Below are 14,138 nucleotides of genomic sequence, written 5' to 3' on the forward strand. Positions count from 1 at the left end.
GGCAAAGCCGTATAAAAAGCCGAACCAGTATTCAAAATTTTACAAAAATATGATCCACTTATAGTTACAGTGTATCCATACCATCATTTTATGAAAATGTAGCAATTAATTTTGCTACACTGCAAGTCAGAAATTTATTTTTATTTTTTAGTTATTACAAAGATCGTGGCATTGCTATCTAAAACAATTCACTTTCTGGAACAACTTTTATGCAAACGCTAATTTCATCTGTTGTTAAACGTCTACGTAAAGTTTACCAAAAAGCCGAAGAATTCATCGAAGAAGAAAGAGAGTTTTCGCTTTCACAAGTATTTGTGAACGCGACGATGGAGCGTTATGTCACCGAAAAAGTTGAAATCATTAAAGACCTGCATGCTGATTTATATGATGGTTGGTTAAGACTGTACTCGACGATAGACGTCAAAGGTCTACATACCACCCTTTCTGTTGATTTAAAGCTGTTGCAGATGGAAATGAATAAAGATGTTCAACTTATGGTTTTTGAGCAAATCAGTAACACTCAAGTGATTGAAGCGAGTTTCAAAAACATTTTCCAAAAATGGGGCTTTCATCTTGCGATTTGGTATTACCAAAAGTTTCGTGAGGAAGATCCTTTAGGGAAAATTTTAGAACACTTTGAAGTCGTAACCGTAAAAGATGATTTACTTTATCTAGATTTAAATCGCTGGTTTAGTAAAAAGCCAAGTATTATTGAGACCCTGAGTAAGGTGCATGTAAATCGTGCACGTGTCCGACCAGCAGAATTAATTGTTTGGGGAAATGTGAATCTTACAGCGATCCTCTCCCCATCCAATGAATTTGATGAGGAAGATGATTTAGATATTAGCGAAGTTACTCCAATCCAGCAAAAAGACTCAAAAAGATAATTCTAAACACCCTGTGGCAGCATGTTATTTATACTCTGCCACAGAAATTCCCAACTTCATGATTAATACGAAAAATTAACAAGCGCTTAGTAAAAAACCTGATCTTTTCTTCATAATCTACAGGCATAATAACAACAAATCGTAATGATATCTGGATGATCCAATCCAATGCTCATCCAAAGGACACAATGCTATGACAAACAAATTTACTAAGTTTTTGAGTATTGCAACGGTAACTTCTGCAACACTTGCTTGTGCAAGCTTCTTTAGCCATGCCTATGCAATGGCGCCATTCCAAGCGAGCTATCAATTTAGTTATAACAACAAGAATTTAGGTTCAGCAACACGTACATTATCTCAGCAAGGCAACAACTGGACGTATAAATTTGTTGCTAAAGCGGGTGGTATTGCTTCTGCATCTGAAACCAGTCAATTTGCTTTCTCAGATAACAAAATCACTTCACAAAAGTTCAGTCGTACCAGTAAAATTTTAGTGCACAACAACACGATGAATATTAACTTCAATCCAAGTGCTAAAGTGATTAACACCCAAAAAGATGACAAGAAACGTTCTTTTGCTTGGCAAGCTGGTGTTTTGGACGAGTTAAATGCTGAGTTACAAGTTCGTGAAGATTTAAAAAACGGCAATACCTTGCAACCACGTTATTATATTTCGGATGCGAAAGGTGTCGATGAGCGACGTTTTATTAAACAAGGCACTGAAAGTATTAAAACCAGTTATGGAACATTTAATACGATCAAAGTCGTATTACAACACAGCAAACCTGAACGAAATACCGTATTTTGGTTAGCTCCAAAATTAGATTATCTTCCTGTCAAAGTGACACATAATGATGGTAAATCATCCTATGGACTATTATTGACTGGCTATTCGGGTAAAACCAATTAACCATCTGGTCAATTTTAGCTTGCAATTTTTTGGATGCTTTTTAAAATATGCCTTTGCTTGAAAAAGCATCCGTTTAGAGGATTCTCCCGTGTACGCTTTAGAACAGAAAATCTTAAATGAAGGTATCGTTCTATCTGATCAAGTATTGAAAGTTGACGCTTTCTTAAATCATCAAATCGATCCTGTGTTAATGCAACAGATTGGTAAAGAGTTTGCTGCGCGTTTTAAAGATGCAGGCATTACTAAGATTATTACCATTGAAGCATCTGGGATTGCACCTGCGATTATGGCAGGTTTAGAGCTTGGTGTTCCTGTGATTTTTGCTCGTAAATACCAGTCATTGACTTTAAAAGATGATCTTTATCGTTCTAAAGTGTTCTCATTCACTAAGCAGACTGAAAGCACAATTGCTATTTCAAATAAGCATCTTAATTCAACTGATAAAGCGTTGGTTATTGATGACTTCTTGGCGAATGGTCAAGCTGCATTAGGTTTAATCGATCTTATTCATCAAGCAAATGCTGAAGTTGTAGGCGTGGGTATCGTGATTGAAAAATCATTCCAACCAGGTCGAGATGTATTACTTGAAAAAGGTTATCGCGTGGAATCCTTAGCACGTGTTAAATCCCTAGCTGATGGCAAAGTAACCTTTGTTACTGAATAAAGATGACTAGAAACAAAGAGCGCTTATAGAGCGCTCTTTGTATTTTTAAAGAATAGAAATATTATAAGCAGGAATAATCAAGTATCATTCCCTATCAAAGATGTTGAGCAGATTAAGCTGTTTTAACATGTAAGTTCACAAACGATTTTAGAGAGCGTTATGCGTACATATTTAGACCTTTTACAACATATCCTAGACAATGGCGGTGACAAGGGTGACCGTACAGGTACAGGTACACGTTCAGTATTTGGTCATCAAATGCGTTTTGATCTTTCTAAAGGTTTTCCATTACTAACCACTAAGAAAGTTCACTTTCGTTCAATTGTAATTGAGCTTCTTTGGTTCCTCAAAGGTGATACTAACGTTCAATATCTCAAAGACAATAAAGTCACTATTTGGGATGAATGGGCAACTGCTGAGCAAACTGCTCGCTTCGGTCGACCTGAAGGTGAACTTGGTCCTGTATATGGGCACCAGTGGCGTAACTTTGGTGCTAGCCAAAATGAAGATGGTAGTTACCAACAAAATGGTTTTGACCAAATTAAATGGCTCGTCAATGAAATCAAAACCAATCCGAATTCACGTCGCTTAATCGTTTCGGGCTGGAATCCAAATGAAGCAGGTAAGGTTGCTTTACCACCTTGTCATACCCTGTTTCAATTTTTTGTGCATGATAACAAACTCTCTTGCCAACTTTATCAACGTAGTGCAGATGTATTTTTAGGTGTGCCATTTAATATTGCTAGCTATGCCCTACTCACCCATATGATTGCACAAGTCTGTGGTTTAGATGTTGGGGACTTTGTTTGGACTGGTGGTGATACACACTTATATGCAAACCACTTTGAGCAAGCCAAATTACAACTTACTCGTGAACCGTTACCGTTATGTCAGTTAAAGCTCAATCCTGATGTCAAAGATATTTTTGACTTTAAGTTTGAAGACATCGAAATCGTAGGATACGAATCACATCCAGCAATTAAAGCACCTGTAGCAGTTTAACGATAAGTGAGATCAAAAAAATGGCATGGCAAGGTATCGAAGTTGTTCACGTTGTCGCAATGGATAAGAACAACTGTATCGGCAAAGGCAATGCACTGCCTTGGCATATCTCTGCCGATCTAAAACATTTCAAAGCGATTACTCAAGGTGGCGTTGTCATCATGGGTCGTAAAACTTTAGAGTCTATGGGGCGCGCGCTACCTAATCGTGTGAATTGGGTGATTACTCGTGATCCATCATGGCAATTTGAAGGTGTAAAGGTCGCTCATAGCATTGAAGATGCCTTGAATGAAGCACTTACAGACGTACAACATTATGAAAAAGCGTCTTTATTTATTATTGGTGGTGGAGAGATTTTCACTCAAACCCTCAACATCGCTGATCGTCTAGAATTGACTCATGTTGATTTAGATGTACAAGGTGATGCACATTACCCGAAAATCTCTGAGGATTTCCAAAAAGTAAACTCAGAACATCATCAAGATGAAAAATCGCTGGTTAAGTTTGAGTTTGCGACCTATCAAAAATAAATAATGGATCGCACAGGACTATGCAGAATATTGGATCACGTGAGTTTTTTCTCGCTTTAGGAATAGGTCTGCTCCATAGTCTTTTCACCTTATTTGTGGTCCTGTCTAGCGTATGGTTATGTCTTGCACTTTGGATCCAACAGCCTCTTGGTTCAGTCTTCAGTCGTATTGTGATTGTGGTCTGGACCATTTTTGCTTTAAGTCTAATTGGTGTATACGTTAGTGGTCATCTTTTCAGCCGTCGCACAGATATCATTATTTACTGCCTTGCATTTGCTTGTTCATTGATCTGGTATTTTTCCATTCAAGCGAAACAAGACCGCGAATGGGATCCTGAAGTTGCACAGCAGCTTTACTATGAAAAAGAAGGTGATCTTGTCCATTTGTATAATATTCGGAACTTTAGCTGGCATACAGATGGAAGCTATGAAATACACTGGGAAGATCGCAAAATAGATTTAAATAAAATCACAGGTGTTAATGTCATTACTTCCTACTGGATGGGTCCACAGATTGCACACACCCTAGTAAGTTTTGATTTTTCAGATCAAAAACCACTGGTCTTTTCAATTGAGATCCGAAAAGAAAAAGGCGAAGAATTCTCTGCTGTTGGAGGTTTTTTTCGAAAATATGAACTTAGCCTAGTTGCATCAGATGAAAAAGATATTGTGTATACACGCAGTAACGTTCGTCATGAGCAAGTGTATTTATTTCCAATCAAAATGCCCGCAGATCAACGTAAGGCATTATTTATAGAGTATTTACATAAGGCAGATGAATTACGAGCAGAAGCAAAATGGTACAATACTTTAACCAGTAACTGTACTACGCTGGTATTTGATATGGCTCAAGCAATCAATCCCCAACAACTACCTAAAGATTACCGATTGCTTGCCTCTGGATACTTACCTAATTATTTATATGATCTCGAAGTGCTCAACCAAAATTACAGCTTAAAAGATTGGTATCGTTTAGCACATATTAATCATCGTGCTGAGCAATTTGATCAACAAATGGATCAAAGTAGTGAAAATTTCTCAAAAATAATCCGTTTAGGTATTCCAACAGCAGATTAGATTACATACCGACACGAAATCCACAGCCATTCTTCATTTTTTTAATTCGCAATTAAAATAAAATATTCACATGAATAAGGAAATAAAATTATGTTAAGACCATTTCTCATCAGCCTAGGTTTAGCAACTACAGCCATAGTGAATGAATGCGCTACGACAACATCATTAAACTCAGCTCAAACGCTTGATCATAGCACTTGGATTGCAACACAAATTCAAGGCACACAACTTGCTTCAAGTAATAACCCTCGTAGCCCACATATTCAATTTGAAAGCTCAACTCAAAGCTTTAGTGGATCAGATGGTTGCAACCGAATTCGCGGTTCATTTAAAACTGAAAATAATCAATTAAAACTTGGACCTGTCATGTCAACCAAAATGGCTTGTATAGGCGATAATGCTGATGTTTCACGCCAATATTTAGATGCTTTATCGCAAACACAACGTTACAGTTTGAAGGCGAATACTTTGCAACTACTCGATCAATCTGGAAAGGTACTGATTCAATTTAACTCATCAGCACACATACACCATTAAATCTAATTCACCCCATAAAAAGTACAGACTTAACTGACTCTTAGGGCTTTACTTTTTTTTGGGTTCGTTTACTTTAGTAGCATTCTTAAAATAAAAATTGGGGAGTTACATGCAACAAGCTTTATTTGGCGGTGGTTGTTTTTGGTGTGTAGAAGCTGTTTTTCTACAACTTAAAGGTGTTGAAAAAGTCGTTAGTGGCTACGCCGGTGGTCATATTGCAAACCCAAGTTATGAACAAGTATGCCAAGGTGATACTCAACATGCTGAAGTCGTGCAAATTGACTTTGATGAACAGCAAATCAGTTATAGTGATTTATTAAATGTATTCTTTGCCACACATGATCCAACAACATTAAATCGTCAAGGGAATGATATTGGTACGCAATATCGCTCGGTCATCTATTATTTTAATGATGATCAAAAAGCACAAGCACAGCAAATGATTGAAAACCTAATCAGTGAGGGTTTAAATATTGTTACAGAGCTAAGCCCCGTACCAACATTCTACCCAGCAGAAGATTATCATCAAAATTTTTATGCGCGTAATCCTTCACAAGGTTACTGCAATTTTAGCATTCCCCCAAAGCTCTCTAAACTACGCTGTAAGTTTACTGAGCTTCTTAAAACAGAATAGACATAAAAAAAGCAACTCGATGAGTTGCTTTTTTAAATCCTAAATCATTTTAATTTTCACTGACAAAGGCAATATCACTCAAACCTGCTTCACTGGCACGCGACATCACCTGAGCAACCGTATCATATTTCGACTCTTTATCTGCACGCAGTTGAACCGTAGGTTTTTGTTCAGCCTGTCCCGCTTCTTGGAAACGCTTTTCTAGCTCTTCTAAACTAATTATCTGAGCATCCCAAGCAACTTCGCCATTTTGATTAATACTAATGGTGATGGCTTTCGGCGGTGGATCAATAATTTCAGCCGTGGTTTTTGGTAAGCTTAATGGAATTGATGGGTTAGCAACCGTTGCTGTGACTAAGAAAATAATCATCAATACCAACATAATGTCGATCAGAGGAATGAGATTCATCTCATTCATACCACTGTCGTGGTCTTCACCCAATTGGAAACCCATTTTAAGCTTGACCTCCAACTAAACTTTGTTGAGTCGCTTTAGCTTCGGTTTTCGTCGTGCTTTCTTGTTGCAACATCGTATCGATCAATAAACTATGTGCCTGATCTTGTAAGTCATGTGCTAAACCACGATTGAAACGTACACAGATGTTATAAGCAAGTACCGCAGGAATCGCAACTGCAAGACCAAGACCCGTCATAATCAATGCCTCACCCACTGGTGTTGCTACTTGAGCTAAACCTGCTTGACCGCTCTTACCGACAGCAACAAGCGCGTGGAAGATTCCCCAGACTGTACCAAACAAACCAACGAATGGTGCGATCGAAGCAATGGTACCCAATACAGATACGCCTTTTTCCGCTTGAGACTTTTCAGCAGAAATTTGACGTAACAATGCTTGCTCAGCAACCGCTTTACGTTGTTCAAACGTCAATGGTTGTAGTTTAGATTTGAGCGACGTCAAAGCTTGAGCAAGTTGAGCATAAGCCTGTTGTTTTAATTGGCGAGTTCCCATTAAACGTAGAATAAAAATCGTCCACGTTGCAATCGACATTGCTAAAAGGATGAAATACAGAGTTTTACTTACTGCATCTGCATGTTGCCAATAAACTGAAAAGTTCATATACGAACTCCTGATTTAATCTGTCACAAGGACTCAAATTGATTAAGGATTAAACTCAAACGGTTGCTCTGTTTTAATCGGATAAGCAACGCCATTTTCCATATACGGTTTAAATTTAGCATTTCGCACTGCACGTAATGCTTTTTCATCTAAATTCGGTAAGCCACTGCTACGGGTAATTCGTGCCGTAGTCACTCGACCTTTCTCATCAGCTTCAATATACACCGTAATCAAACGAGTCTGATTTTCTAAATCTCTCGGGGTAAATGAAACTTTTGGAGAACGGCTCCATTGAATACCAGCACCTCCAATTGAAACACGCTTTGGTGATGGATCAGCCGCAGGTTGTGGTTTCACAACTTCTTGAACAGGTTGAGGCTTTTCAACCACTTTTTCTGTTACCACAGTACTGACAACTTTCGTTTCAATCTTAGGTTCGACTTTCGGTTCTGTTTTCTGAATCACTTGTTTTGGTGTTTCAGTTTTGACTTGCTGAACTTTTTCAACTTTTTTAGGCGGTGGAGGTAAAGGTTTATCAACAACCTTGACTTCTTTCACCTCTTTTTTAGGTTCAGGTTTTGGTTGTTCTTTCGGTTTAGGTAATTCAGGCTGTGTGACTTCTTTAATTTTAACAAACTTTACTTTTAAAGGCTCTTTTTCAATTGGTCGTAGTTCAATCGTTTTCATGTGACTCACCGCCCACAAAACGCCAGCGTGTCCAATCACAACTGCAACAAGAGCAGCGATGACTTTCTTTTTCATCGAATAAGGTGCGTTGAATGTAGCAGGAGATTGACTCATAAGAATCTAAGTACCTAATAGATGATGATACTTTCGAAAAAGCGATTTCAATCATCGGATAGAACAATAAAAGTGCCGTAATAATAAATGAGAAGTGTTTTCATTTGCAACTATTTTTTTGTGAATCTGCCGATTAGCTCACAACAAGCCAACAAAACCAATGTTATAACATTACAATAAATGCATAAAAAAAAGCACGCGTTTATGCATGCTTTATTTTTTTAATTTATTTATTGAAAAACAACGGTTTTGTTGCCATCAACAATAATACGGTCTTCTAAATGCCATTTGACCGCACGTGCCAACACATTACGTTCAACGTCTTCACCAAGCTCACGTAATTGTTCGACGTTATAATCATGGCTTACACGTTCAACGTCCTGCTCAATGATTGGTCCCTGATCAAGATCAGCTGTTACATAATGCGCAGTTGCTCCAATCAGTTTCACCCCTTTCTCATATGCTTGTTTATATGGGTTTGCGCCCACGAAAGCAGGTAAGAATGAATGGTGAATATTGATAATCTTCATTTCCCATTGAGCAACAAAATCTTCGCTTAAGATCTGCATATAACGGGCTAAGATTAATAAATCGTTGCCCTGCATCATGTCATTGATCTGTGCATAAGCTTCAACTTTATTGTCTTTATTCACTGGCACAACGTGAAATGGGATACCAAAGTTTTCAACAGCATCACGCAAATCAGGATGGTTTGAAATGACTTGAGTAATTTCACATGGCAATGATCCACGTGCATGACGCCATAAAAGCTCTAATAAAGCATGATCAACTTTTGAAACCAAAATACCAACTTTCTTCAATTCATTTACAAAAGTCAGTTTCCACTGCATCTCATAACGCTCAGCAACGTTAGCAGCAAAGGTTTGCATCAAAGCTTCTTTACGAGATTGCAAATGATCCAGTTCAAATTCAACACGCATAAAATAACGTCCGCCCTGAGCTTCTGTCGCGTATTGATCAAGTGCGGTAATGTTTGCTCCCTGATGATACAAAAAGCTCGATACAGCTTGCACGATTCCCGGCTTGTCTTCACAAGTAATCAGTAAACGTGCTGTATTGGCAGTAGTCGTGTTCATGTGGTTAATATCACTTATTCAAATCAAATTAAAATCAAGCCGAGCATTCTAGCTCTTTTTTGCGTCTGACTAAATACCTGATCACGACTCATCGTCATTTTTAAGGTTGGATAAACTTGCAAACAAATCGGATGGACCAAGTGATTGGAGCAACTGTTCATAAGTTTGACGACTTTCACCCATTAAATAAGGTCCTTCTAAAAACACCATCTGTCTCAATGCTTGCCAAACCCACTTTTCTTCTAAGTGTGTGTTATCACTGATATGCCCAGACATGTACAAGAAGTTAGTCCAGTTGGTAAGAACGATCCACAAGTTAATAATCAATGCCTCAATTTCAGAATCGGTCATCTTCATCAGACCAGCATCCACAAAGGCACGATAAATCTTTTGACCTTGTTGCATCACTTGTCCTGCAAATCGCGGGTAGATTTTTCTAAAGTCTTCGTTATTTTCTACAAGATGATAAACATCACGATGAATAAAGCGATAAGCCCAAAGTTGGTTGCTCAACACCTGAAAATAACTAATTTTATCGTTTGCATTGAGTGGACGATCAACAGGTAAGGCTAACATTTCCAAGGTCTCAGCCTGATATTGCTGAGCCAACTCTTTGATAATTTCTTGTTTATTACGAAAGTGATAATACAAGTTGCCAGGGCTAATCCCCAGCTCAGCCGCAATATGATTGGTTGTAACCGAACGCTCTCCACGCTCATTAAACAACTGCAAACTGATTTGCAAAATTCTATCTTTAGTTTTGTTCGGTTTAGCGTGCGACATCGTTTTTAACCATCTATAACATTATCAATAGGTTATAAAGCAAACTCATAAAGCGACTTGACACTTTAGAGTATTTACTCTAAAAATTAAAAAATAATAAGCTTTATTTTGGTCCACTCCTATGAACAGTCAAACAAAAACAACCGCTATGACACCTCATGTTGATGTAAAACGGCTACATGATTTGCTTGATCAGCAAAAAGCAGCTTACCAACGCCATCCTGTACCAAGTGCCAAAGAACGTATTGAACGTTTGGCTCGACTTAAAAATATCTTGGTAAAATATCAAGATCAATTTGCTAACGCAATTAATCAAGATTATGGCAATCGTGCGGTAATGGAAACCAAAATTGGTGAAGTTCTTACATGTTTGGAACACATCAAATATTACAGCAAGAATTTAACAGAATGGATGAAACCATCTAAGCGTCATATCAGCATGTTACACCAACCAGCAAAAGGTTGGGTAGAATATCAACCATTGGGCGTGATCGGTGTTATTGCGCCATGGAACTATCCATTATTGCTTTCAGTTGGTCCTTTGATTTGTGCATTGGCAGCGGGTAACCATGCCATGATTAAAATCTCAAGTGCATCATCAAACTTTGGTTATGTTCTTGAAAATGCATTAGCAGAGGCATTTCCACAAGAGTTGGTTGCTGTTGTAAATGGTGGCGGTGTTATTTCTGATGCTTTCAGCCATCTACCATTTGATAAAATGATTTTCACAGGTTCTACGTCTGTTGGTAAAACAGTGATGGCGGCTGCAGCTGAAAATCTAGTTCCTGTGATATTGGAACTTGGCGGTAAATCACCGGCTCTTGTTCATTCAGCAATGAACATTCGTGATGTCGCTCAACGTATCGCTGTTGGTAAACTTTGGAATGCGGGTCAAACTTGTGTTGCTCCAGACTATATGTTCTTACCTAAGGGCAAGACTGAAGAGTTTACAAAGCACTATAACGACTTTGTAAATACAATGTACCCAACCCTTCGTGATAATAAAGATTACACCTCTATTATCAATGACAAGCAATACAATCGTCTGCAAGGCTATTTAGAAGATGCTCGTGATCAAGGCGCAACTATTGTTGAGTTGAATACGAAAAATGAATCTTTAACTGACGTTCGCAAGATTGCTCCAACATTGGTTACTGGTGTAACAACTGAAATGCAAATCATGAAGAATGAAATCTTCGGTCCAATCTTACCTGTTCTAGAATATGAACATATTGAAGATGCGATTCAGTTCATCAATAACCATCCACGTCCATTGGCATTCTATTATTTTGATATTGATAGTGCTCGTGCTGAATACGTAGCAAGTCGCACGCACTCTGGGCATTTTGGTATTAACCAAACACTGACCCACGTTGCACAAGATGATCTTCCATTTGGTGGCGTTGGTGCATCAGGTATGGGCAAATATCATGGTAAAGAAGGTTTCTTTAGCTTCTCTCATGAACGTTCAGTCATGTCTAATCCTGTAAGCCCTAAACTTTATAGCTTGAAGTTCATCCTTCCACCGTATAATAAAGCGATGCATAAAGTGCTTTTAAAAACACTATTCCGCTAAGCTGATCAAGGCATGATCTATCACACTAGATCATGCTCTGTTTTTACCAAATTCGCTTGTCTTTTAATCGTATTTTTGGTATAAAACGCCCCTTGAATGATTTCATCCGTTTACTTGAATGGCTAGTTGCACGAAACGGTGCTGTATAAACTAGCAATGGAGTTCACCATGTCTAAGGTTTGCCAAGTTACCGGCAAGCGTCCTATCGTTGGTAACAACGTATCGCACGCAAACAACAAAACCAAACGCCGGTTCGAGCCGAACCTGCACCACCACCGTTTTTGGTTAGAAAGCGAAAAGCGTTTTGTACGTCTTCGTTTAACCACTAAAGGTATGCGTATTATTGATAAATTGGGTATCGAGAAAGTTGTTGCTGATCTCCGTGCTCAAGGTCAAAAGATCTAAGGAGTCTGAACAATGCGTGATAAGATTCGCCTCGTTTCTACAGCTGGTACAGGTTATTTCTATACCACTACTAAAAACAAACGTACTATGCCGGAAAAAATGGAAATCAAAAAATTTGATCCAAAAATCCGTCAACACGTAATTTTCAAAGAAGCTAAAATTAAATAATTTTAGTTCTTTAAAAAAAACGACTTCTCATGAAGTCGTTTTTTTTACTTTAAATTTCCTATCTTTTAAGATTTCTTTCTCTCACTGTATAAATGCGCTAGGCTTTAGAAAGTGTTACAGCAATTTACATGATTTTTTTTGATAAATAAAAAAATTATCATCAACAAATTCGATTTTAATTGCTAAAATTTTAAGCTACTTGCTTTGGCATTTTTTATGCTTATTTTATTTTGACCTTAACCGCAACGATTAAGGAGCTTCGATGCCACATGATGTTGATTTAATTATATTACTTGCTGTTGGCTTTGGTATGGCTCTTATTTTTGGCTATATCGCAGCACGTTTACGCCTACCTCCTTTGATCGGCTATTTAATTGCGGGCATTATCATTAGCCCAAATACACCAGGTATCGTCGGTGACATTCATCTAGCCAACCAGCTTGCTGAGCTAGGTGTTATGTTTTTGATGTTTGGTGTAGGAATGCACTTCTCCCTTAACGATCTATTACAAGTCCGACGTATTGCTTTACCTGGGGCTATTCTTCAAATCGCTGTCGCTACCCTCTTAGGTATGGGAGTTTCAATGCTCTGGGGCTGGGGTTTTGGCTCAGCACTCATTTTTGGTTTAAGTCTTTCCTGTGCCAGTACGGTTGTATTATTAAAAGCCCTAGGGGATCGTGGTTTACTTGATTCTGTTAATGGAAAAATTGCTGTCGGTTGGCTATTGGTTGAAGACCTTGTCATGGTCTTGGCTTTAGTATTGTTACCTGCAACTGCAGTTTTACTGGGCGGGCATGCATTACCCAACACAGATCCATCTCAAAGTATTTGGGTCACGATTGGTATTACTTTACTTAAAGTCACAGGTTTTATTGCATTTATGTTGATCATCGGCAAACGACTAGTTCCGATGATCATGCAGTTTGTCGCTCGTTTGGGTTCTCGTGAGTTATTTACGCTTACGGTAGTTGCTGCTGCAGTTTCAATTGCATATGGCTCTTATGCTGTATTTGGCGTTTCTATGGCACTCGGTGCGTTCTTTGCGGGAATGGTGGTTAAAGAGTCTGACTTTAGCCATCGTGCTGAAGAAGAAACCCTTCCGCTACGTGAAATTTTTTCGATTCTATTTTTTGTTTCGGTTGGCATGTTGTTTGACCCTGCGATTTTGATTGCTGAGCCATTGCGAATTTTAGCAGTAGTTGCCATCATTATGGTGGGGAAAACACTCGCAGCAATCGCATTAGTCTTGTTTTTCCGCTATCCAATCAATACCGCATTGACTGTCGGTGCAAGTTTGGCACAAATCGGAGAATTCTCTTTCATTTTAGCGACGCTAGGTTTAGCTCTAGGATTACTCACACCTGAGGCGCAAAACCTCATTCTTGCAGGTGCATTATTTTCAATTACACTTAATTCTTTTGTGTTTTCTGCAATTGAACCTGCGCAGCGTTGGATTCGTGAGCGCTCACATTTAGCCCGTCTACTAGAGCGTAGTGGTGACCCATTAGCAATGTTACCTGACGAAGTTGATCAATCCTATCTTCGTGATCAGGTAGTGATCATTGGCTATGGGGGTGTTGGACGTCGTATCAGTAAAAATCTGATTGAGCAGAACATCAAAGTCGTTATTGCTGAAGAAAATCGTGAGATTGTTGAGAAGTTACGTGCTAGTGGTATTGCAGCCGTGAGTGGTGAAGCCACTGAACCAAATGTATTGATCCAAGCACATATTCAACATGCACGTTTATTGGTGATTTCACCCATGGATATCCTCGACATCCATCGAATTGTCGATATTTCAAAACAGCTAAATCCAGAGATACAGGTATTAATCTGTGCTGAGAGTAAGGAAGAAGCCGCTGTTATCCGCGAGGAAAATATTGGTGAAGTATTCTACGCAAAAGAGGAAATGGCAAAGAATATGAGCCATCATATTTTGAATCAGATCGAGCTTGCACATCAACCGAATGCTCATTGATTGTTTGGTCATAC

General features: G+C 38.6%; 17 protein-coding genes. 12 read left to right on the forward strand and 5 right to left on the reverse strand.

Annotation, left to right across the window (positions count from 1 at the left end; all coding sequences use genetic code 11):
- The first annotated feature begins 209 nt into the window (after positions 1-209).
- The 8 genes from MKL32_RS08650 to msrA all read left to right on the forward strand — a co-directional run bounded on the left by MKL32_RS08650 (position 210) and on the right by msrA (position 6,240).
- Positions 210-887, forward strand: coding sequence for a hypothetical protein (locus MKL32_RS08650; RefSeq protein ID WP_004957788.1), 678 nt, complete (start codon positions 210-212; stop codon positions 885-887).
- 193 nt (positions 888-1,080) lie between these two features.
- Positions 1,081-1,797: a DUF3108 domain-containing protein gene (locus tag MKL32_RS08655; protein WP_004916473.1), complete on the forward strand. Its 717-nt coding sequence runs from the start codon at positions 1,081-1,083 to the stop codon at positions 1,795-1,797.
- 88 nt (positions 1,798-1,885) lie between these two features.
- Positions 1,886-2,461, forward strand: coding sequence for a xanthine phosphoribosyltransferase (locus tag MKL32_RS08660; protein ID WP_004916475.1), 576 nt, complete (start codon positions 1,886-1,888; stop codon positions 2,459-2,461).
- Positions 2,462-2,620: 159 nt separating this feature from the next.
- On the forward strand, positions 2,621-3,463 hold the full coding sequence (gene thyA / locus MKL32_RS08665) for a thymidylate synthase (protein ID WP_004916477.1): 843 nt from the start codon (positions 2,621-2,623) through the stop codon (positions 3,461-3,463).
- A gap of 20 nt (positions 3,464-3,483) precedes the next feature.
- Positions 3,484-3,993 (forward strand): dihydrofolate reductase, encoded by a 510-nt coding sequence (locus MKL32_RS08670; RefSeq protein WP_270900407.1) that lies wholly within the window; start codon positions 3,484-3,486, stop codon positions 3,991-3,993.
- A gap of 20 nt (positions 3,994-4,013) precedes the next feature.
- Complete coding sequence (locus MKL32_RS08675; RefSeq protein ID WP_270900408.1) at positions 4,014-5,069, forward strand: Lnb N-terminal periplasmic domain-containing protein; 1,056 nt, start codon at positions 4,014-4,016, stop codon at positions 5,067-5,069.
- Positions 5,070-5,159: 90 nt separating this feature from the next.
- Positions 5,160-5,606: an META domain-containing protein gene (locus MKL32_RS08680; RefSeq protein ID WP_270900409.1), complete on the forward strand. Its 447-nt coding sequence runs from the start codon at positions 5,160-5,162 to the stop codon at positions 5,604-5,606.
- Positions 5,607-5,715: 109 nt separating this feature from the next.
- Positions 5,716-6,240: a peptide-methionine (S)-S-oxide reductase MsrA gene (gene msrA, locus MKL32_RS08685; RefSeq protein ID WP_004916488.1), complete on the forward strand. Its 525-nt coding sequence runs from the start codon at positions 5,716-5,718 to the stop codon at positions 6,238-6,240.
- Positions 6,241-6,289: 49 nt separating this feature from the next.
- Here msrA and MKL32_RS08690 read toward each other — a convergent pair whose 3' ends face one another.
- From MKL32_RS08690 to MKL32_RS08710, 5 genes are all read right to left on the reverse strand, one after another.
- Positions 6,290-6,694 carry an ExbD/TolR family protein gene (locus MKL32_RS08690; protein WP_004916491.1) on the reverse strand — a complete coding sequence of 135 codons (405 nt, stop codon included), beginning with the start codon at positions 6,692-6,694 and terminating at the stop codon, positions 6,290-6,292.
- Between the two features lies 1 nt (position 6,695).
- Entirely contained in the window at positions 6,696-7,316 is a 621-nt protein-coding gene (locus MKL32_RS08695; RefSeq protein WP_004958871.1) for a MotA/TolQ/ExbB proton channel family protein, read from the reverse strand.
- A gap of 42 nt (positions 7,317-7,358) precedes the next feature.
- The gene (locus MKL32_RS08700) at positions 7,359-8,117 is read right to left on the reverse strand and encodes an energy transducer TonB (RefSeq protein ID WP_004916494.1); all 759 of its coding nucleotides are present in this window, start codon (positions 8,115-8,117) and stop codon (positions 7,359-7,361) included.
- A gap of 230 nt (positions 8,118-8,347) precedes the next feature.
- Positions 8,348-9,214: a formyltetrahydrofolate deformylase gene (gene purU, locus MKL32_RS08705; RefSeq protein ID WP_004916496.1), complete on the reverse strand. Its 867-nt coding sequence runs from the start codon at positions 9,212-9,214 to the stop codon at positions 8,348-8,350.
- 81 nt (positions 9,215-9,295) lie between these two features.
- On the reverse strand, positions 9,296-9,997 hold the full coding sequence (locus MKL32_RS08710) for a TetR/AcrR family transcriptional regulator (RefSeq protein WP_004957766.1): 702 nt from the start codon (positions 9,995-9,997) through the stop codon (positions 9,296-9,298).
- A gap of 121 nt (positions 9,998-10,118) precedes the next feature.
- On the opposite strand from MKL32_RS08710, the gene MKL32_RS08715 reads away from it, so the two are divergent.
- From MKL32_RS08715 to MKL32_RS08730, 4 genes are all read left to right on the forward strand, one after another.
- Positions 10,119-11,573, forward strand: a complete 1,455-nt coding sequence (locus MKL32_RS08715; RefSeq protein WP_270900410.1) for a coniferyl aldehyde dehydrogenase — start codon at positions 10,119-10,121, stop codon at positions 11,571-11,573.
- Positions 11,574-11,741: 168 nt separating this feature from the next.
- Positions 11,742-11,978 (forward strand): 50S ribosomal protein L28, encoded by a 237-nt coding sequence (gene rpmB, locus MKL32_RS08720; RefSeq protein ID WP_004649871.1) that lies wholly within the window; start codon positions 11,742-11,744, stop codon positions 11,976-11,978.
- A gap of 12 nt (positions 11,979-11,990) precedes the next feature.
- On the forward strand, positions 11,991-12,146 hold the full coding sequence (gene rpmG / locus MKL32_RS08725; RefSeq protein ID WP_003654787.1) for a 50S ribosomal protein L33: 156 nt from the start codon (positions 11,991-11,993) through the stop codon (positions 12,144-12,146).
- A gap of 262 nt (positions 12,147-12,408) precedes the next feature.
- The gene (locus tag MKL32_RS08730) at positions 12,409-14,124 is read left to right on the forward strand and encodes a cation:proton antiporter (RefSeq protein WP_270900411.1); all 1,716 of its coding nucleotides are present in this window, start codon (positions 12,409-12,411) and stop codon (positions 14,122-14,124) included.
- The last annotated feature ends 14 nt before the right edge of the window (positions 14,125-14,138 follow it).

Origin of the sequence: Acinetobacter sp. AOR34_HL, assembly GCF_027854795.1 — a bacterium.
Classification (GTDB): Bacteria; Pseudomonadota; Gammaproteobacteria; order Pseudomonadales; family Moraxellaceae; genus Acinetobacter; species Acinetobacter junii.